Below are 19759 nucleotides of genomic sequence, written 5' to 3'. Positions count from 1 at the left end.
CCAGCCGCACCCGGGGCACCGCCGGTGCGTCACGACGGCCGCCACTTCCGCCCTTCTGGTCACGATCCACCCTCGAAAACCAGTTTTGCGCCTTTTACTCATGGTTCCGGCGAACGCCACGTATGGACGGACTCCGGCGGCGGTGGAAAGCTCGAAGGAGCACCTCTGGTGCGATCGGCACACGACCATCCGACCCAGCCGCGCGGACCGGGAGGCGGAGGACATGGGCGACAGGACGAGTACGCACACCGGGGCCGCGGGAAGGGCGCCGGTGGCCGACCGGCCCGGCTCCATACGGAACGTGGCGCTGGTCGGCCACAGCGGCGCGGGGAAGACGACACTGGTCGAGGCGCTCGCCCAGACCTCGGGGGCACTGCTCCGGGCGGGCCGGGTCGAGGACGGCACCACCGTCTCCGACCACGACGGGATCGAGCACCGGCAGCAGCGCTCGGTCCAGCTCTCCCTGGTCCCCGTGGAGTGGGACGGCGCCAAGGTCAACCTCCTGGACACCCCCGGCTACGCCGACTTCACCGGGCAGCTGCGGGCCGGTCTGCGGGCGGCGGACGCGGCCCTCTTCGTCGTCTCGGCCGCCGACGGCGTGGACGGGTCGACCCGGCTGGTGTGGGAGGAGTGTGCCTCCGTCGGGATGCCGCGCGCCATCGTCGTCACCCATCTGGAGGCCTCCCGCGCGGACTTCGGGGAGATGACCGACATCTGCCGGCGGGTCCTCGGCGGCGACGACCCCGACGCCGTGCTCCCGCTGTACCTGCCCATGCACGGGGATCCGCCGGAGGGGCGGCCCGACGGGCACGCGCCGGTCGCCGGGCTGATCGGGCTGCTGTCGCAGCGGATCCTCGACTACTCCGCGGGCGAGCGAGCCGAACGCGCCCCGGACCCCGAGCACCTCCCGCTGATCGCCGACGCCCGCGCCCGGCTGATCGAGGGCATCATCGCCGAGAGCGAGGACGAGACCCTGATGGACCGCTACCTCGGCGGCGCGGACGTCGAGGTGGAGACGCTGGTGCGGGACCTGGAGAAGGCCGTCGCCCGCGGTGTGTTCCACCCCGTCCTGGCCGCGGCCCCCGCCGCGGAGGGAGCCCGGCAGGGCCTGGGCACGGTGGAGCTGCTGGAGCTGGTCACCCGCGGCTTCCCCACCCCCGAGGAACGCGAGGTGCCCCCGGTCACCGCTCCCGACGGCCGGCCCCGGCCCCCGCTGGCGTGCGACCCCGGGGGGCCGCTGGCCGCCGAGGTGATCAGGACCTCCTCCGACCCCTACGTGGGGCGGATGTCGCTGGTGCGGGTCTTCTCCGGCACCCTGCGCCCGGACACCCCCGTGCACGTGTGCGGCCACGGCCTGACCGACCGCGATGGCGCCCCCACCGGGCGGCCCCATGACGCGGACGAACGCGTCGGAGCCCTGACCAGCCCCTTCGGCGGGCAGCAGCGCCATCTGCCGGAGGCCGTGGCGGGCGATCTGGCCTGTGTCGCCAAACTCTCCCGAGCCGAGACCGGCGACACCCTGTCGGACAAGGGCGATCCGCTGGTGATGGAGCCGTGGGTGATGCCCGACCCGCTGCTGCCGGTGGCCGTCCGGGCGCACGCCAGGAGCGACGAGGACAGGCTCTCCCAGGGACTGGCCCGGCTGACCGCCGAGGACCCCACCCTGCGCCTGGAGCAGAACCCCGACACCCGCCAGCTGGTGCTGTGGTGCATGGGCGAGGCCCACCGGGACGTGGCCCTGGAGCGGCTGCGCACCCGCTACGGCGTCCGGGTCGACGCCGTGCCCCACCGGGTGGCCCTGCGCGAGACCTTCGCCGAGCGGGCCGCCGCGCGCGGGCGGCACGTCAAGCAGTCCGGCGGCCACGGCCAGTACGCCGTCTGCGAGATCACCGTGGAACCGCTGCCGGCCGGCTCGGGCATCGAGTTCGCCGACGAGGTGGTGGGAGGCGCGGTACCGCGCCAGTTCATCCCTTCGGTGGAGAAGGGAGTGCGGGCCCAGGCCGCGCGCGGGGTGGCCACCGGCCACCCCCTGGTGGACGTGCGCGTCACCCTCGTCGACGGCAAGGCGCACTCGGTGGACTCCTCCGACGCCGCCTTCCAGACGGCGGGCGCCCTGGCACTGCGCGAGGCCGCCGCCGGCGCGCGGATCCACCTGCTGGAGCCGGTCGACGAGGTGCGGGTGACGGTCGCCGACGAGTACGTGGGCGCGGTGATGAGCGATCTTTCGGGGCGGCGCGGCCGGGTGGTGGGCACCGAGCAGGTCTTTGGCGGCAGCACCCTGGTGCGCGCGGAGGTCCCCCAGTCGGAGATCGGCCGCTACGCGGTGGACCTGCGCTCCCTCTCGCACGGCACGGGCCGCTTCACCCGCTCCCGCCTGCGCCACGAACCGGTGCCGCGGCAGGTCGCGGAACGGCTCCGCGGGCAGGCCGAAAGCCGCGCGGCGTGACCCCCCGGTGACGGTACGCTGAGCCCCGCGGCGTCGGGCGCGGCACGCACTGGCATCAACAGGTGTGCGACGGGCCGTGGTTGGGAACGGTCGGTACGAGCCTGACGTCGGACGGCGCAAGCGGAGTGGGGGCACCATTGGCGGGCTTCGATGACGTCGCGGGCGGCGCGTACGACTTCAGTCCCGGCGCGCAGGTCCCGTTGACCGTGGCGGGCGGCGGGCAGACCGCCGCCACCCAGGCGCTGGCCTCGGCCGCCTACCGCGACGGCCCGGTGACGGACCTGCTCGCGGCGAACGACGCCGCCAAGGTCTCCGCTCCCCGCTTCTCGCTGTTCGAGCCGAACCTGGGCGAGGCCTTCTCCCGCGCGGTCCAGTCGCGGATGCTCGGCGGCGCCCGCAAGGCGCTGATCCAGTCCTTCGGCTGCGAGCCGCAGGCCGTGGTCGAGCACTGCCTGGCGGCCAACCGCATCCGCCGGGAGCGCGACACCCGGCTGACGGTGGTGATGGTGCTCTTCGGGGTGCTCTTCCTGCCCGGCGTCCTGCTGTGGCTCGGAGGCTTCCAGCTGCGCCGCACCCTGGCGGGCGCACAGGACCGCAGGGCCGGGGCGCTGGGCATGGGCGTGCTCGTCGCCTTCGGCGTGCTGGCGGGGGTCTTCGTGCTGAAGCTGCCGTTCACCGGCTTCTGGGCGATCTACCTGCGCGTGATGCTGGTCGCCCCGGTGGTGGGGTGGCTGCTGGCCAAGCAGATCTGCGAGCGCTACGCCAAGGACCTGCGTTCCCGCTGGGAGGGCCTGCTGTCGGGCGGCGGCATCGGCGCCAAGATCCCCGAGGCCGTGCCGCACGCCCCCGGCGACGCGGGCGCGGAGAGCATAAGGCTGAATCTGGCCAAGCTGACGGCCGAGCAGCGCAGCAACGTGGTCTTCTACGCCGGCCCCAAGGGGATACTCGGCATGGGCACCCGCTGGGGCAGCTGGCAGCTGGCCGAGGAGCTGGTGCCGGCCTCCCCCGGCACCGAGATCAACCCCTTCCGGAGCTGGGACGTGGCACGCGCGATCCACGACCAGCTGCGGATGCTGGAGCGCACCCCGCTGCACACCGGCGGTTTCCCCAAGCCCTCCGTCCGGCACTGGGTGGTCTCCCCCGTCGGGGAGGGCGCCTCGGACGTCTCCCGGCCCGACGGCCAGAACGTCGAGGCGTACAGCGTCAAGGAGTTCGAGGTCCAGCGGATCTGCAACGAGCAGCAGTTCGGCAGCGGCAACCGCCACTACCTCGGCGTTCAGTTCGTGCTGTGGGACGGCCAGCTCGTGCTCACCCTGCTGGTCAACGTGACCGTGCTGCACCACACCCTGCGCATCGAGGTCACCGGCCACGCGCTCGGACCGGTCCACCCGGTGTTCTTCTCCAAACCGTCGCCGAGGAAGAAGACGGTCTCCAAGCCCGTCCGGTTCTGGGAGACCAAGGACATCGAGCTGCCGCTGATCCAGCCCAGCGAGGTGGTGCGGCTGGCGGTGCGCGCCCCTCTGACGTGGTTCCCGCCGGTACTGGACTTCATGGGCGGCAAGCTGAGCCTCCCCGAACCCTTCGGGCTGCGGCACGTGTGGGCCGACAAGCCCTGGCGCCACCGCTTCATGGCCGACGACGCCCTGCGCGCGGCCACTCCGGTGCTGCGGGTGGTGCACGCGGCGGCCCTGAAGGTGCTCAAGGAGAACAACGTGGACATCGAGAAGTTCAGCGCCCGTTCCCTGAACCTCAGCGGCCAGGTGCAGGGCGCCGAGCCGGGCAACGCCGACGTCTACAACGCCTCCTGACCCGCTCCGGAGGGTCACGACGGCCGCGCGGGGCCCGTACGACTGCGACCGGAGGAACCGGTGCCCGTACGGGCTCCGCGCGGTCTTGTGCGGCGCGGTCGTGTGCGGCGGTTCGGGCTCAGGCCCCGGCGGGCCACTTCTCGGCCAGCATGCGCCGGGTGTCGGCCAGCAGCTGCGGCAGCACCTTGGTGTGGCCCACCACCGGCATGAAGTTGGTGTCGCCTCCCCAGCGCGGCACGATGTGCTGGTGGAGGTGGGCGGCGATCCCGGCGCCCGCGACCTCGCCCTGGTTCATGCCGATGTTGAACCCCTGCGCCCCGGAGGCCGCGCGCAGCGCCTTCACGGCCCGCTTGGTGTAGTCGCCCAGCTCCACCGTCTCCTGATCGGTGAGGTCGGTGTAGTCGGCGACGTGCCGGAAGGGCACCACCATCAGATGGCCGCCGTTGTACGGGTAGAGGTTGAGCACCGCGTACACCAGCTCGCCGCGGGCGATCACCAGCCCGTCCTCGTCGGACTTGGCCGGGATCGTGCAGAACGGGCAGCCGTCACCGGCACCCGGGCCGCTCGGCTTGTTCTCCCCTTGGATGTAGGCCATCCGGTGGGGCGTCCACAGGCGCTGGAAGGCGTCCGGCGACCCCACTCCGATCTGCTGCTCCGACTCGCTGCTCATGCGGGCCAGCATAGGACTTCACCGGTCCGCGGCGGGCCGGTGGGGCAGAGCGACGAAAAGGCGTGCTTCCCGGAGCACCGGGCTCCGGGAAGCACGCACCCGCGTACGGCGGTCAGACCTGAACGCGGTCCTCGACGGCCCTGGCGATCTCCGCGATCGCCTCGTCGACCGGCACACCGTTCTTCTGTGAACCGTCGCGGTAGCGGAAGCTGACCGCGCCCGCCGCCATGTCGTCGTCACCGGCGATGACCATGAACGGCACCTTGCTCTTCTGCGCGTTCCTGATCTTCTTCTGCATCCGGTCCGAGGAGGAGTCCACCTCCACCCGCAGCCCCTTCGCCCTCGCCCGGGCCGCGAACTCCTCCAGGTAGGGCACGTGGGTGTCGCCGATCGGGATGCCGACCGCCTGGACCGGTGCCAGCCAGGCCGGGAAGGCGCCCGCGTAGTGCTCCAGCAGCACGGCGAAGAACCGCTCGATGGAGCCGAACAGCGCGCGGTGGATCATCACCGGCCGCTGCCGGGAGCCGTCGGGGGCGGTGTACTCCAGGTCGAAGCGCTCGGGGAGGTTGAAGTCGACCTGGATGGTCGACATCTGCCAGGTCCGGCCGATGGCGTCGCGCGCCTGTACCGAGATCTTCGGACCGTAGAAAGCGGCGCCGCCCGGGTCCATGACCAGCTCCAGGCCCTGCTTCCCGGCGGCCCGGCGCAGGGTCTCCGTGGCCTCCTCCCAGTTCTCGTCCGTCCCGATGAACTTCTCAGGGTCCTTGGTGGACAGCTCCAGGTAGAAGTCCTCCAGGCCGTAGTCGCGCAGCAGGTTCAGCACGAAGGTCAGCAGCGAGTCGAGCTCGTCCGCCATCTGCTCCTTGGTGCAGTAGATATGCGCGTCGTCCTGGGTGAAGCCCCGCGCCCGGGTCAGGCCGTGGACGACGCCCGACTTCTCGTAGCGGTACACGGTGCCGAACTCGAACAGCCGCAGCGGCAGTTCGCGGTAGGAACGCCCCCGCGCGTCGAAGATCAGGTTGTGCATGGGGCAGTTCATGGGCTTGAGGTAGTAGTCCACGCCCTCGTCGAGCTGCATGGGCGGGTACATGCCGTCGGCGTACCAGTCCAGGTGGCCCGACTTCTCGAACAGCTTCCCCTTGGTGGCGTGCGGGGTGTAGACGAACTCGTAGCCCGCCTCCTCGTGCCGCCTGCGCGAGTAGTCCTCCATGGTGCGGCGGATGATGCCGCCCCTGGGGTGGAAGACGGCCAGGCCGGAGCCGATGTCCTCCGGGATGGAGAACAGGTCCAGCTCGGCGCCGAGCCTGCGGTGGTCGCGCTTCTCCGCCTCGGCCAGGAACTCCAGGTACGCCTTCAGTTCGTCCTTCGACGGCCAGGCGGTGCCGTAGATCCGCTGGAGCTGCGGGTTCTTCTCGCTGCCCCGCCAGTACGCGGCGGCCGACCGCATCAGCTTGAACGCCGGGATGGTGCGGGTGGTGGGCAGGTGCGGACCGCGGCACAGGTCCTTCCAGCACAGCTCGCCGGTCTTGGCGTCGAGGTTGTCGTAGATGGTCAGCTCGCCCGCGCCGACCTCGGCCGACGCGCCCTCGGCGGCCTCGGCCGCGTTGCCCTTGAGCCCGATGAGCTCCAGCTTGTACGGCTCGCCGGCCAGTTCCTCGCGGGCCGCCTCGTCGTCGGTCACGCGGCGGGAGAAGCGCTGGCCGCGCTTGACGATCTCCTGCATCCGCTTCTCGATGCGCTTGAGGTCGTCCGGGGTGAACGGCTCGGCGACGTCGAAGTCGTAGTAGAAGCCGTCCTTGATCGGCGGGCCGATACCGAGCCTGGCCTCGGGGAAGAGGTCCTGCACGGCCTGGGCCATGACGTGCGCGGTGGAGTGCCGCAGGATGTTCAGCCCGTCCTCGGAGGAGATCTCCACGGGCTCGACCTCGTCGCCGTCGGCGACGGCGTACGCCAGGTCCTTCAGCTGCCCGCCGACGCGGGCGGCGACGATGGAGCGGTCGCCGGCGAAGAGATCGGCGGCCGTGGTGCCCGTGGTCACCACGCGTTCTTCCCGCTCGGAATCGCGTTGGATGATCACACGGACGTCCGCCACCGGTCTCTCCTGACTGCTGTCGTCTCGGGTCTCCCCGTCTCGGGATCGACCCGAGGCGCGGACGATCGCCGCGCACCGTGAATCGTACCGAGCCGGACGCCCCCGCCGCGAAACGGTTGCGGCACGGTCCAGGGAGGCCGGGGTTGGCCGCGAGCGGGGTGAGGTATCAAGACGGGCGACGGGCGTACGCGCCGCCGTGTGCGCCCGTCCGCCGGGACGGTCCCGGTCTCGACACGGAGGGGAAGCAGAGCATGACGGTGTGGTACGAGGGACCGCTCGCCGCATTCGACACCGAGACCACGGGCGTGGACCCGGAGCGGGACCGGATCGTCTCGGCCGCGCTGGTGGTGCAGGAAGCGCCGGGGGCCGAGGTGCGCGCCGTGCGCTGGCTGGTGGACCCGGGGGTGCCGGTGCCCGAGGGGGCGGCGGCGGTGCACGGCCTGACCGGGGAGCATCTGCGCGAGCACGGCCGCCGCCCGGCGGACGCGGTCGGGGAGATCGTGCGGGCCCTGGCGGAGCGTGCGTCCGAGGGGCTGCCGCTGGTGGTGATGAACGCGCCGTTCGATCTGACCCTGCTGGACCGGGAGTCCCGGCGGCATCACGGCACCTCGCTGACCGATGCCGTCGCGTCCCCTGCGCTGTGCGTGCTGGACCCGCGGGTGCTGGACAAGCATCTGGACCGCTACCGCAAGGGCCGCCGCACCCTGGCCGCGCTGTGCGAGCACTACGGGGTGGAACTGGCCGAGGCCCATGACGCGGCCGCCGACGCCTCCGCGGCGCTCGAGGTCGTACGGGAGGTGGGGCGTCGCCACGCGCGGCGGCTGTCCTCGATGTCTCCGGCCGAGCTCCACACCCTGCAGTCGGTCTGGCACGCGGCCCAGGCACGCGGGTTGCAGGCGTGGTTCGCCCGCAACGGGTCCGACGAGGCGGTCGATCCGGCGTGGCCGCTGCGGACGGAGGCCCCGGCGGCGGTCTGAGGGCGGGCCGGGAGCGGTCCGGGGCTGTTCCGGGCCGCTTCGAAGCCGTCCGGGGCTGCTCCGGGGAAGGCGGCCGGGAGGCCGGGCGTGAAACGCGGGAGGCCGGTTCCGTCGGACGGAACCGGCCTCCCGGGCGGTGGGCGATACTGGGATCGAACCAGTGACCTCTTCGGTGTGAACGAAGCGCTCTCCCGCTGAGCTAATCGCCCCTGCGGCACGACGAGAACCATACAGGGAGCGCGGGTGTTCATCCAAACTCCTTCCCGCCCGCACTCCCCCGCACCGGAAGCGGTGGTACTCAGGGCCGCCTGAGTACCACCGCGCATGCCCGCACGCCCTCGTACGCGTCACACTCCGCGCATGCCGAACCTCCCGCCGCCCGCCCACTGCCCCCGCTGTTCCCTGCCGCTCGCCCCTGGCGCTCCGGGGGCCGTCTGCCCGCGGTGCGCGCCGCCGCTCACCGGGCCGGTGTCACGGCGAATACGGGAGATCGACGCGGAGCTGTGGCGGCTGGAGGCCCGGGGCACCGAACTTCTCGTCCTGCGCCGGGATTTGCTGGCCGGGCTGCGCGCTTGGGACCTGGGGAGCGGCGGCCGGCCGGATGCCGCCGCGGCAGCCCCGTTCGCCGATGTCGCCCCGGCCGTGCCTGCCGCCCCACCGGCCGCGCGGAACGTGCTGCTGGCCCTCGGCGGGACGCTGCTGGCGGTCGCGGTGACCGCCTTCACGCTGGTGAGCTGGGGCCGGCTGGACATCGGAGGGCGCTCGGCGGTACTGGGCGCGCTGACGCTGCTGGCACTGGGTGTGCCCGCACCGCTGCTCCGCCGCGGGCTGGTGGCGACGGCCGAGGCGGTGGCCTCGCTGGGGCTGGTCCTGCTGCTGCTCGACGCCTACGCGCTGCACCGGGTGGCGCTGCCGGAGGCAGACGGCGCCGGCTACGCGGCGGTGGCGGCGGCGATGACCGCCGCGCTCTGGGCGGGGTACGGGGCGGCGCTGCCGCGGTTGCGCGGTCCGCTGCCCACCGCCCTGTGTCTCGCCCAACTCCCGCTTCCGCTGTGGGCTTTGAGCGCGGACGGCGGCCCGTACTCCTTCTCCTGGGCGCTGCTGGCCACGGCGGCCGGTGACGCGGCGGTGGCGTTGTGGTGTGCCGGACGGTGCGCCGGACGCGGACGGCGGGCGGTGTCGGTGACGGCTCTCGCCGCGGGCTGCGCGCTGGGGGCTCCGGGGCTGCTGACCTCCGCCGTGCTGGCCCTGACGGCGGCGGGGTGGGCCGACTCGGCGCACGCGGCGGCGCTGCTCGCGGCGGCCGCGGCGGTGCTGCTGTACGCGGCCAGCCACCTCGCCCGTACCGCGGCCCGCACGGATACGGAGGCGCCCGCTGCGGAGGCGCCCGCTGCGGAGGCGCCGGCCGCCGTGGCGTCCGCCGCGGCGGGAGTGGCCGTGCTGGTGGCGGGTGGCGCCGCGCCGTGGAGGGCGGGGGTGCTGCCGGAGCCGGGGTGGCCGGTGCTGGGCTTCCTGCTGTGCGCGCTGGCGCTGGGTGCGGTCCCGGTGGGGGAACGGTCCGTGGCGGCGGGGCTGCGGCTGGCGTCCGCCGCGGTGTGCGCCGGCGCCGCGCTGTGGGCGCTGCCCGCCGTGGCGCGGCTGGCGCTGGGGCCGCTGGGCTGGGTGTTCATGGCCTGGGACGGTGCGCCGCGGGGCGCCCTGGCCGCGGCCGCCCCGGGGCTGGGCTGGCCGTACGGGATGGCGCTGCCGGTGGTGCTGGGCACGCTGGCGGTGGCGTCGGCCGCGGTGGGCCGGGGCCTGGGGGCGGGGGTGCGGGTGCCGCGGGAGTGGCGCGTGAGGGCCTGCGGGGGCGCGCTGGTGGCGGCGGGCGCGGCGGCCGCCGTGCTGCCGGTGGTGCTGGACCTGCCGTACCAGGTGACCGTGGTGCTGCTGGTGGCACTGGTGGTGCTGCTGCTGGCCGTCTCGGTGGGCCCGCCCCTGCCGGGCGCGGCCGGGGCGTCTGCGGTGACCGCGCTGGTGGCGGCGGTGGTGGCGGCCGTGGCGGTGAGCGGCTGGTCCCTGGCCGAACCGGCGATGACGGTGGCCGTCCTGGGCGCGCTGGCCGCCGCCTTCGCCGGGGCGGCGGTGGTCGCGCGCGCCGACGCTGTGGAACCGGTGGCGGCCGTGGCGGCGGTGCTGTGGTCGGGCGCGTTCGCGGCCGCCGTGCCCCTGGCCCTGGACGCACCGCCGCACCGGGCGGCGTTCGCGGTGCTGGGCGTCGCGGTGGCCACGGTGCCCCTGGCCGCCCGGCTGCGGGGGCGCCCGGCCGGGGTGCCGGTGGAATGCGCCGGATACGCCGTCGCCGCCGCGGCCGTCGCCCTGACGGCCGCGGAGCCCGTCGCGCTCTCCCTGGCCCTGGCCTTGTGCGGGGTGGCCGCTGGGGGCGTGGCACTGCGCGCGGAGCGCCGGCCGGTCGCGGCGTACGCGGGGGGCGCGCTGCTGGTGCTGGCCTGGTGGGTGCGACTGGGGAGCTGGGAGGTGACCTCGCCGGAGGCGTACACCCTGCCGGTCACCGTCCCCGCGCTGGCCGTCGGCCATCTGCACCGGATCCGTCCGGAGGTCTCCTCCTGGGCGGCGTACGGCCCCGGGCTGGCGACGACGCTGGCGCCGAGCCTGGTGGCGGTCTGGGTGGACGCGCACTGGCCGCGCCCGCTGCTACTGGGCGCCGCCGCGCTGGCCCTGACCGTGCTGGGCGCGCGGTCGCGGCTGAAGGCCCCGCTGCTGATGGGCGGCGGCACCGCCGCTCTGGTCGCCGTGCACGAACTGGCCCCCCATGTCGTCCAGGTGGCCGGACTCCTGCCCCGCTGGGTGCCGCCCGCCGCCGCGGGTGTGCTGCTCCTGCTCGTCGGCGCGACCTACGAGCGGCGGCTGCGGGAGGCCCGGCGGCTGCGCCGCGCGGTGGGCCGGATGCGCTGACGGGCGCGCCGTACCGGGACGTGGGAGGGCCGGGAGGGGCGGACGGGAGCCTGGACCGTCCGCCCCGGTCCGGTCGGTCCCGCCCCCGGGGGCGGAGCCGACCGGGAACCGTGCCGCCGCGGCCGGACAGGCGACCGGACGGCCCTGAGCGAGCCCGCGCGGCGGCCGGCCCCGGGAGGACTCGGTCAGGTACGGCCGTACCGCCGCTCGACGGCGACCGCGCAGGCGGCCAGGCAGCCGAGCGCCGGGGCGATCAGGGGCGGCAGCATCCAGGCGGCGACGCCGACCACGGCCAGCCCTCCGGCCAGCAGGAGCGAGCCGCCCGGCTCGGTGCGCAGGGTGCGCCGGGCGGCGGAACGGGCTGTGCGGACCCAGTCGTCTCCGGGCCGCCAGGCGGCGGCGGTGCGCAGCCCGGCCACCACCACGGCCACCGCGGCCACGGCGCCGACCGCGGCCACCGCGGGGCCACCGGGCAGCAGTCCGGAGGAGACCACCCGCAGATCGAAGGCGAGCAGCGCCAGGGCGGCCCACCACAGCAGCGAGAACCGCCAGCCGGTCCGTACGGCGGCCGCCCACTCGGCGGCGAACTGCCGCCACCCGGCCTGCTCGGCGTCCAGGTACCGCCGCAGGTGGCCGCAGGCGGCGGCGAACGCGGGCAGCGCCGTCACCAGCGCGAGCGCGGCGAGCAGCAGCCACACCCCGGCCAGCAGGCACTCGGCGAAGAGCGCGAACCGGGCGGCTGGGGGCCGCCGGTCCATGCCCGTCGCAGCGCTCGTGGCGGTGTCCGCGCGAGCCCGCGCCGCGGCGCCCGTCCCGCTCATCCCTTGAGCCCCGAGGTGGCCGCGCCCTCGACGAGGTAGCGCTGGAAGGCGAGGAAGAACAGCAGCACCGGCAGCAGGGCCGCGACCGACATGGCGATCATGCCGCCGTAGTCGGCGAGGCTGTCCTGGTCCATGAACATCTTCAGGCCGAGCGAGACGGTGTACTTGTCGGGCTCGTTGAGGTAGATCAGCGGACCGAGGAAATCGTTCCAGGCCCAGATGAAGCTGAAGATGGCACTGGTGATCAGCGCCGGGCGGCACAGCGGCAGCACGATCGTCCAGTAGATCCGCCAGTGGCCGCAGCCGTCGATACGGGCCGCCTCGTCCAGCTCCCTGGGGAGGTTGCGCATGAACTGCACCATCAGGAAGACGAAGAAGGCGTCCACCGCGAGGAACTTGCCCAGCAGCAGCGGCACGTAGGTGTTGATCAGCTCCATCTTCTGGAACAGCACGTACTGCGGCACCAGCAGTACGTGGACGGGCAGCAGCAGGGTGCCGATCATCAGCGCGAACAGCACGTCGCGGCCCGCGAAGCGGATCCGGGCGAAGGCGTACGCGGCCAGGGAGCAGGAGATCAGCACACCGGCCACCGAACCCAGCGCGACCAGCAGCGAGTTCACGAAGAACGTCTCGATGCCGATGCCCGCGATCCCGTCGGCGAGCCGCTCGTAGTTGCCGGTGATCGGATCGGTGGGCAGCAGATCCAGGCTGCCCACGATCTCGTCGCCCGGTTTGAGGGAGCCGCCCAGCACCCAGACGACCGGGTAGAGCACCACGGCCAGCAGGGCCAGCGCCCCCAGGTGCCACAGGACCGACCGCACCCCGCGGCGCGCCGGGGCGCCGGTGCGCGGGGGACGGGCGGTGCGGACGGGACGGACGGTGCCGGTGGGCGCGCTCATCGGCCCCCCTCCTCGTAGTGCACCCAGCGTCGCTGGGACCAGAACAGCACGGCGGTCACCAAGGCGATCCCGGCGAGCAGCATCCAGGCCATCGCGGAGGCGTAGCCCATGCGCAGATTGGAGAAGCCCTGCTCGTACAGGTACCAGGTGTAGACGAGCAGCGAGTCGCCGGGGCCGCCCGCGCGTCCGCCGGGCCCGGCGATCACGAGCGCGGAGGTGAAGATCTGGAAGGAGTGGATGATCTCCAGCAGCAGGTTGAAGAAGAGCACCGGGGAGATCATCGGCAGGGTGATGGAGCGAAATCGCCGCCAGGCGCCGGCGCCGTCCACCTCGGCCGCCTCGTACAGCTCGCGCGGCACCTGCTTGAGACCGGCCAGGAAGATGACCATCGGCGCACCGAACTGCCAGGCCGACAGGGCGATCAGGGTGGGCAGCGACCAGTCCGGGTCGCCGACCCAGCCGCCGCCGTCCCAGCCGAACAGGCTCAGGGAGCGGTCGACGACCGCGTCGTCCTGGAACAGGGCCCGCCAGACGATGCCGATGCTCACGCTCGCCCCGATCAGCGAGGGGGCGTAGAACGCCGAGCGGTAGAAGCCCTGCCCCTTGCGCGGCCGCACCAGCAGCATCGCCACACCGAGCGCGACCGCGAGTTTGAGCGGGGTGGCCACCAGCACGAACACGGCCGTGACCCGCACCGACGTCCACCAGCGGTCGTCGGAGAACATCTCGGAGAAGTTCTCCAGGCCCACCCAGCGGGGCGAGTCGAAGAGGTTGTAGTCGGTGAAGGCCAGATAGAGGGAGACGAGCATCGGCCCCAGCGTCAGCAGCAGGATGCCGACGCACCACGGGGAGAGGAACAGATAGCCGGCCAGGGTCTCCCGGCGGGCCCGCCGCCGCGCGGTGGCGGCGGGCCGGGAGGCGGGGGCGGAGGGGGCGGGGCGGCGAGGACTCTTCGCCGCCCGCTCCTCCTCCGTCCCGGCCGGTGCGGGGGTCTCGGTACGCATCACGGGACGTTCTCCTCGGATCAGGAGCCGAGGGCGGTCTTGGCCTCGTCGAAGAACTGGGAGACCGCTTCGTCGACGGACACCGATCCCTGGGCCATCGAGCGGTAGATGCTCAGGAAGGCCGCCTCGACGGTGTCGGTCCCGGCCGGGTGGGGTGTGATCGGCTCCAGCTGGTCGGTGACGCTCTTCTCGTACTCGGCGATCTTGGCGTCGGGCCCTTCGGGCTCGTAGGCCTCGAACTGCGCGTTGGTCGGCAGCACTCCGCGGTTGTAGCCCATGATCTTCCCGACCTCGGGGTCGTTGACCATGAAGTCGACGAACTTGGCGACCTCCTCCGGGTGCTCGGTCCGGGCGGAGGCGCTGAGCATCAGCGAGGAGAGGTACTGCGCGGTGCGCTCGCCGTCCATGGTCGGGATCGGTGCCAGGGCGAGTTCCCTGTCCGTCTCGGAGACGTAGCGCGCCAGGAAGTTGTCCCAGGTGAACTCGGCGGCCGACAGACCGGCGCTGACCTCGGACTTGGGCAGGACCTGCGCGGCCTGCTTGGCCGGGACGAGCAGGCCGTCGTCGAGCTTGGCGCGGTGGTCGCCCCACCACTTCCTCAGGTCGGCCTCGGTGAAGCCGAGCCCCTCCTCGGTGAAGAACGCCTTGCCCTGCTGGCGCAGGCGGAGGTCGTACAGGTACATCACGCCGCCGTTGCTGCTGGCGCCCCAGAAGTCCTCCCCGGGCTCGCTGATCTTCTCCACGGCCGCGTCGAAGTCCTCCCACGTCCACCCCCGCTCGGGGGTGACGCCGGCCTCCTCGAACGCCTTGACGTCGTAGACGAGGGTGAAGGTGTTGGCCCCAACCGGAACACCCAGTAGTTTCCCGTCGATCTCACCGGCCCTGCCGAGCCCCTGGCGGAAGTCGTCCAGGTTCAGATTGCCCGCCTTCACCTGGGGGTTGAGGTCCAGCAGCAGGTTCTTCTGGCCGTACTTGCGCAGGAAGGCATAGGAGTTCTGGAAGACGTCCGGCGGATTGCCGCCCGCGGCCTGGGTGTTGAACTTCGTCCAGAAGTCCCCGTACTCCTGGAAGTCGGTCTTGACCTCGATGCCGGGATTCTCCTTCTCGAACAGGTCTATGGTCCTGTTGATCAGATCGGCCCGGTCCTGCGCACCCCACCAGGAGTAGCGGATGGTCACCTTGCCGTCCGCGCCCGCGTCACCGCCACCGCACCCGGAGGCGAGCAGCCCCAGCGCGGCCAGACCGGCCCCCATGGCCCGCAGACCCGCGACCCTGCTCCGTCGAGAACTCATCGAAACGCCCCTCCCGGGCGGGTTCGTCCCGCCACCCCGGTTGTTTGAAACGTTTTAGGCAAGCGCTTGCCGGGCTAACTTAGGGACGCGCGGCAGAGGCGTCAACGGTTCGGACGGAATTCACCGCCGGGCATCCGGAGCGTGCGCGGGCGGACACGAAGAGGCCGGGGTCCCGGCAGGCTTCGAGCCTGCCGGGACCCCGGCCTTCGGTGGGCGATACTGGGATCGAACCAGTGACCTCTTCGGTGTGAACGAAGCGCTCTCCCGCTGAGCTAATCGCCCGGGTGCGGCGACAACATTACCGCATGTCAGCGACTGCTCGTGACCCACTCGCGCACCCGGAGGGGCCCCGCCGGCTCATCCCGCGACGTCCCACGGCATCGCCAGCCCGTACCGGGCCAGGTACAGGCCCACCAGGACCGCGGCGACGGTCACACCGAGCGCCGTGAGCGTCATGTTGCGGCGCCGCACCTTAGGGTCGAGAGCGCGCCTGGCCGCCTCGGAGACCTTCCGCCGCGTCCACCGCAGGACGATCTGGGCCCAGACGAACTCGGTCGCCCAGACCGCCAGCCCCGTGAAGATCACCAGCCAGCCCGGCCCCGGCAGCGCCAGCATCAGTACTCCGGCGAAGACGATGGCGAGCCCGACCAGGAAGACCCCCACCTGCCAGCTCAGGTGGAGCGTCCGGGATGCCTTGATGAAGCGCGGCGCCCGTGAACCGAGGGCCCGTTCCTTACTCTCGGTTTCCACCCGCCCCAGATTACCCGAGCCCTCCGCACCCTTCGCCCGAACAGACCATCGGCCAAATCCCCATTCCTCCATCTGAATGATGTGAAGGGAAACAAAAGGGGCAGAGGGGTTTACACCCCTCCCGCAGGTGGCATGTCGATTTCGCCGACGTGCGAATCCCCGAGCGCACACTGAGCGAAAGGCCCTGGCGCTTATGAACACCACGGTCAGCTGCGAGCTGCACCTGCGCCTCGTTGTATCGAGCGAGTCCTCCCTGCCTGTACCCGCGGGCCTGCGGTATGACACGGCCGATCCCTACGCCGTGCACGCCACCTTCCACACCGGCGCCGAGGAGACCGTCGAGTGGGTCTTCGCCCGCGATCTCCTCGCCGAAGGCCTGCACCGTCCCACAGGCACCGGCGACGTCCGTGTCTGGCCGTCCCGCAGCCACGGTCAGGGCGTCGTCTGCATCGCTCTCAGCTCGCCGGAGGGCGAGGCGCTGCTGGAGGCCCCCGCGCGGGCCCTGGAATCCTTCCTCAAGCGAACGGACGCCGCGGTCCCACCCGGCACCGAGCACCGGCACTTCGACCTCGACACCGAGCTCTCCCACATCCTCGCGGAGAGCTGACAGCCGCCGGCACCCCGCTGCCGTCCGACTCGGGGCGACGGCTCGGGGCCCGGCCCTCCCGACCCAGCGACGGCGACGCCGCCGCCACGGTGGTACGTGGCGGCGGCGTCGCCGTGTCCGGGAGGGGCTAGAGTCTCACCGCAGCAAGGCCCGCAGGGCTGCCGACGACAGACCGGCCAGGGAGCGACGACCGTGCTGATCAACCACGACACCCGGTGCGCCCTCGACGCCGTCGTCGACCTCCTGAACACAGCGCCCGACGAGCACACCCCCGACACCCTCACCGACACCGCCGCGCTGCGCGCCTTCGTCGAACGCAACGCCGTCAGCGACGTGGGCGCCCTGAACGAGACGGACCTGGCCGCCGTACGGGAGGTGCGCGATCAGTTCGGGCGGGTCTTCGCGGCCTCCGACGCGCATCGCGCGGCCGAGCTGGTCAACGCGCTGGTGGCCGCCGCCGGCACCACGCCCCGGCTCACCGACCACGACGGCTACGACTGGCACATCCACTACTTCGCACCAGGCGCCTCCCTCGCCGACCACCTCGCCGCGGACGGCGGCATGGCCCTGGCCTTCCTGGTCGTCGCCGGTGAGCGCGAGCGGCTGCGCCGCTGCGCCGCCCCCGACTGCCGCCGCGCCTTCGTCGACCTGTCCCGCAACCGCTCGCGCCGCTACTGCGACAGCCGCACCTGCGGCAACCGTCTGCACGTGGCCGCCTACCGGGCGCGGCAGCGCGAGGCCTCCGGGAACTGACCGCCCCGGCCGGAAGCCCTCGGAGAGCCGGGGACCCGGCGGCGAAACGGCGGTCAGAGCAGGAGGAGGTCGTGTACCGCCGCCAGGAAGACCAGCGCGCCGATGACGGCCAGGAAGAGCATCAGCGGCGGCTGGGAGAGGGCGAACAGGCAGCCGCGGGGCTCGGGCGGTTCGCCGGGGAGTCCTGCATCCGGTCCGCCGGACCGGATGCCGTGACCCGCCTCGCGCAGGGAGCCGGGGGCACGGTCCTCGGGTGTCTCGGTGGTGTCGTGCATCTCGCCGCGATGATGGCGCAGGCGGGTGAGCCGCGCGGCTCAACACACCACCGCGCGGGCACGGTTCACCGGATTCAGATGCCGTGTTTCTTCAGAATCGCTTCGATGTCCGAGAAGTCGTCCGTGTCGGTCGCCCCCGCCGCGGGACGCCCCTCACGGCCCCTGCCCCCCTTGTCGCCCTCGCCGCCGAGGGCCGGCCGGGAGGCACCGGGCTCCGCCGCGCGGCGCGCGGCGCGCCCGGACCCGGCTCCGCCCTCGCGGGCACGCGTACGCCTGCCGGCGGCGCGGCCCACCACGTACAGGACCAGGGCCGCGGCGAGCACCCCGAAGCCGGCCCAGACCGTGGGCTTGAGCACCAGGTCCGAGGCCCAGGCCGCCACCGCCCCTCCGATCTCGCCGAACATTCCCAGCAGGCCGGACATCGCCAGCCCGACGGGCACCAGGGACAGGGCCGCTATGCGGGTGGCCGCGGCGAAGCGGCGGCGGTAGGCCGTCAGGAAGGCGACGGCCAGTCCCGCCGCGGAGAGCGCCGCGCAGACGGTCGTGGTCAGCATGTATCCATCGTGCCGCTTCCCGCCCCGTATGTGCCACGTTCCGCCCCGCGGTCTCGGGGGGGATTTCCGGGCCCTCTCCTCCTTCGGACCCCCTCGCGCACCTCCCGCTCTCCTCCCGGGGCCGGGCTGGGAGACTGTCGCCATGAACGACATCCGCCCCACCCGCCCCGTCCTGGACGTCTGGTGCGAACTGCAGTGCCCCGACTGCGACCGGGCCATGGCCGACCTGCGCGCGCTGCGCGAGCGGTACGGCGAGGCCCTGGAGATCCGGCTGCGCCACTTCCCCCTGGACAAGCACCGCCACTCCTACGCCGCCGCCCAGGCCGCCGAGGAGGCGTACGCGCAGGGCCGCGGCGACGAGTACGCCCAGGCGGTCCTGGCCCGTACCGGTGAGCTGGGAGAGCGCGGCGAGGATCTGCTGCTGGAGGTGGCCCGGGAGCTGGGCCTGGACGCCGAGGAGATGGACACCGCCCTGATCGACGGGCGGCATCTGCTGATCGTCGACGCCGATCAGGCCGAGGGCCGGGCGATCGGGGTCACCGGCACCCCGACCTATGTGATCGGCGGTGAGCGGCTGGACGGCGGGAAGAGCCAGGAGGGCCTGCGCGAGCGGATCGAGGAGATCGCCGACCGGCTGCTGGCCGGCGCCGGGGAGCGGGAGGGATCCGGGAAGGAGGCCGGGCGGAACGGTTACTGAGGTTGAACTTGTGATGTCGTAGGGGCTGACGGTCCTTGATCCCTGCGGTATGCCGGTGGGATGCGGTATCCACAAGGCGGCGGTCTGACCGCCGAACGACAACAGTTCCGCGAGGAGCTACGGCTGAAGGCGGCCGAGCGGTTCGCCCGGGGCGAGGCGAGTTCGGTGATCGCCAGGGACCTGCGGGTCAGCGTCCGCTCGGTGCAGCGCTGGCGCCGGGCCTGGGACGAGGGTGGTCCGCGGGCCCTGCGCTCGCAGGGGCCGGCCTCGCTGCCGCGGCTGAGCCAGGAGCAGTTCGCCACTCTGGAGAAAGAACTGGCCAAGGGGCCGGCCGCGCACGGCTGGGAGGACCAGCGCTGGACCCTGAACCGTGTGAAGACGGTCATCGGCCGGCGCTTCCACCTCACCTACACCCTCCAGGGCGTGCGCAAGCTCCTGGTCCGAGGCGGCTGGTCCTGCCAGGTCCCGGCCCGCCGCGCACTCGAGCGCGACGACGACGCCGTCACGGGATGGGTGAAGGAGACGTGGCCCCGCGCGGAAGGCTCGCGGCGGCCCGTGGAGCCTGGCTGATCTTCGAGGACGAAGCCGGATTCTCCATGACGCCGCCGCACGCCAGAACCTGGTCCCGGCGCGGGCACACCCCGGTGGTGCGGGTCCGCGGCCGCTCCCGCCGCCGGGTCTCGATAGCGGCCCTGACCTGCTACAAACCGGGCCACCGGTCCCGGCTGATCTACCGGCCCCGTCGCGACGACGGCCGCCGCGACGGGCGCAAGAGCTTCGCCTGGACCGACTACCGCGACCTGCTGATCGCCGCCCACCAGCAGCTCGGCGGCCCCATCGTCCTCGTCTGGGACAACCTGAACGTGCACAAAGCCGCCGGGCTGCGCGAGTTCGCCGAGAGGCACGAGTGGCTGACCATCTTCTACCTGCCGCCCTACGCGCCCGACCTCAACCCGGTCGAGGGCATCTGGTCCCTGCTGCGGCGCGGATGGCTGTCCAACACCGCCTTCACCACCCCCGAACACCTCATCCAGCGCATCCGGCGGGGCCTGCGGCACATCCAGTACCGCAGCAACCTCATCGACGGCTGCCTGGCCGAGACCGGCCTGACCATCCAACCCGGATGAACCCCTACGACACCACGAGTTCAACCTCAGTA

The 19759-nt window shown here is 72.8% G+C and carries 17 protein-coding genes and 2 tRNA genes; 8 read left to right on the top strand and 11 right to left on the bottom strand.

The genetic code is table 11. The annotated features are described in order from the left end of the window. Positions 1-223 precede the first annotated feature (223 nt). Positions 224-2446, top strand: a complete 2223-nt coding sequence (locus IQ279_RS24390; protein WP_206351456.1) for an elongation factor G-like protein EF-G2 — start codon at positions 224-226, stop codon at positions 2444-2446. 137 nt (positions 2447-2583) lie between these two features. Continuing rightward, complete coding sequence (locus IQ279_RS24385; protein WP_206351455.1) at positions 2584-4254, top strand: AbeC-like domain-containing protein; 1671 nt, start codon at positions 2584-2586, stop codon at positions 4252-4254. Positions 4255-4372: 118 nt separating this feature from the next. On the opposite strand, the gene IQ279_RS24380 is transcribed toward IQ279_RS24385, so the two are convergent. Next, complete coding sequence (locus tag IQ279_RS24380; RefSeq protein WP_206351454.1) at positions 4373-4936, bottom strand: HIT family protein; 564 nt, start codon at positions 4934-4936, stop codon at positions 4373-4375. A 100-nt stretch (positions 4937-5036) separates the two neighbouring features. Beyond that, positions 5037-7016, bottom strand: coding sequence for a threonine--tRNA ligase (gene thrS, locus IQ279_RS24375; protein WP_206351453.1), 1980 nt, complete (start codon positions 7014-7016; stop codon positions 5037-5039). A 251-nt stretch (positions 7017-7267) separates the two neighbouring features. On the opposite strand from thrS, the gene IQ279_RS24370 reads away from it, so the two are divergent. After that, the gene (locus IQ279_RS24370) at positions 7268-7993 is read left to right on the top strand and encodes an exonuclease domain-containing protein (protein WP_206351452.1); all 726 of its coding nucleotides are present in this window, start codon (positions 7268-7270) and stop codon (positions 7991-7993) included. Between the two features lie 137 nt (positions 7994-8130). Here IQ279_RS24370 and IQ279_RS24365 read toward each other — a convergent pair. Further along, positions 8131-8202, bottom strand: a tRNA-Val gene (locus IQ279_RS24365). A 151-nt stretch (positions 8203-8353) separates the two neighbouring features. Here IQ279_RS24365 and IQ279_RS24360 point away from each other — a divergent pair. Next, the gene (locus tag IQ279_RS24360; RefSeq protein WP_241028677.1) at positions 8354-10948 is read left to right on the top strand and encodes an SCO7613 C-terminal domain-containing membrane protein; all 2595 of its coding nucleotides are present in this window, start codon (positions 8354-8356) and stop codon (positions 10946-10948) included. Positions 10949-11133: 185 nt separating this feature from the next. Here IQ279_RS24360 and IQ279_RS24355 read toward each other — a convergent pair whose 3' ends face one another. From IQ279_RS24355 to IQ279_RS24330, 6 genes are all read right to left on the bottom strand, one after another. Further along, entirely contained in the window at positions 11134-11769 is a 636-nt protein-coding gene (locus tag IQ279_RS24355) for a hypothetical protein (protein ID WP_307792515.1), read from the bottom strand. After that, a complete protein-coding gene (locus IQ279_RS24350) occupies positions 11766-12668 on the bottom strand; it encodes a carbohydrate ABC transporter permease (protein WP_206351451.1) in 903 nt (300 codons plus the stop codon). Before IQ279_RS24350 ends, IQ279_RS24355 begins: the two co-directional genes overlap by 4 nt. After that, on the bottom strand, positions 12665-13672 hold the full coding sequence (locus IQ279_RS24345) for a carbohydrate ABC transporter permease (RefSeq protein WP_206351450.1): 1008 nt from the start codon (positions 13670-13672) through the stop codon (positions 12665-12667). The genes IQ279_RS24350 and IQ279_RS24345 overlap by 4 nt, the downstream gene beginning before the upstream one ends. Before the next feature lie 20 nt (positions 13673-13692). Further along, entirely contained in the window at positions 13693-14964 is a 1272-nt protein-coding gene (locus IQ279_RS24340) for an ABC transporter substrate-binding protein (protein WP_206351449.1), read from the bottom strand. Between the two features lie 210 nt (positions 14965-15174). Next, positions 15175-15246 (bottom strand) — tRNA-Val (locus IQ279_RS24335). A 75-nt stretch (positions 15247-15321) separates the two neighbouring features. Further along, entirely contained in the window at positions 15322-15786 is a 465-nt protein-coding gene (locus IQ279_RS24330; RefSeq protein WP_206351447.1) for a TIGR02611 family protein, read from the bottom strand. 121 nt (positions 15787-15907) lie between these two features. Between IQ279_RS24330 and IQ279_RS24325 the strand changes: the two genes are divergently transcribed. Further along, entirely contained in the window at positions 15908-16321 is a 414-nt protein-coding gene (locus IQ279_RS24325; RefSeq protein ID WP_003959770.1) for an SsgA family sporulation/cell division regulator, read from the top strand. Between the two features lie 192 nt (positions 16322-16513). Further along, the gene (locus IQ279_RS24320; RefSeq protein ID WP_206351445.1) at positions 16514-17074 is read left to right on the top strand and encodes a CGNR zinc finger domain-containing protein; all 561 of its coding nucleotides are present in this window, start codon (positions 16514-16516) and stop codon (positions 17072-17074) included. Positions 17075-17127: 53 nt separating this feature from the next. Here IQ279_RS24320 and IQ279_RS24315 read toward each other — a convergent pair whose 3' ends face one another. Beyond that, entirely contained in the window at positions 17128-17349 is a 222-nt protein-coding gene (locus tag IQ279_RS24315; protein ID WP_206351496.1) for a hypothetical protein, read from the bottom strand. Positions 17350-17423: 74 nt separating this feature from the next. Continuing rightward, on the bottom strand, positions 17424-17903 hold the full coding sequence (locus IQ279_RS24310) for a hypothetical protein (protein WP_206351443.1): 480 nt from the start codon (positions 17901-17903) through the stop codon (positions 17424-17426). A gap of 142 nt (positions 17904-18045) precedes the next feature. Here IQ279_RS24310 and IQ279_RS24305 point away from each other — a divergent pair, with 142 nt between their 5' ends. Both IQ279_RS24305 and IQ279_RS28955 read left to right on the top strand, forming a co-directional pair. Further along, positions 18046-18600, top strand: a complete 555-nt coding sequence (locus tag IQ279_RS24305; protein WP_206351440.1) for a DsbA family protein — start codon at positions 18046-18048, stop codon at positions 18598-18600. Positions 18601-18660: 60 nt separating this feature from the next. After that, positions 18661-19727, top strand: a protein-coding gene (locus IQ279_RS28955; protein WP_443742683.1) for an IS630 family transposase whose coding sequence is annotated in 2 segments (ribosomal slippage) — positions 18661-19107 and positions 19110-19727 — 1065 coding nt in all. Because the reading frame shifts where the segments join, the coding sequence is not laid out codon by codon here. Positions 19728-19759: the final 32 nt, after the last annotated feature.

The organism is Streptomyces verrucosisporus (assembly GCF_017114865.1).
In the GTDB taxonomy this organism is placed as follows: domain Bacteria; phylum Actinomycetota; class Actinomycetes; order Streptomycetales; family Streptomycetaceae; genus Streptomyces; species Streptomyces fenghuangensis.
Note: the sequence above shows the minus strand (reverse complement) of the source record. Positions and strands in the feature narration are given on the sequence as shown.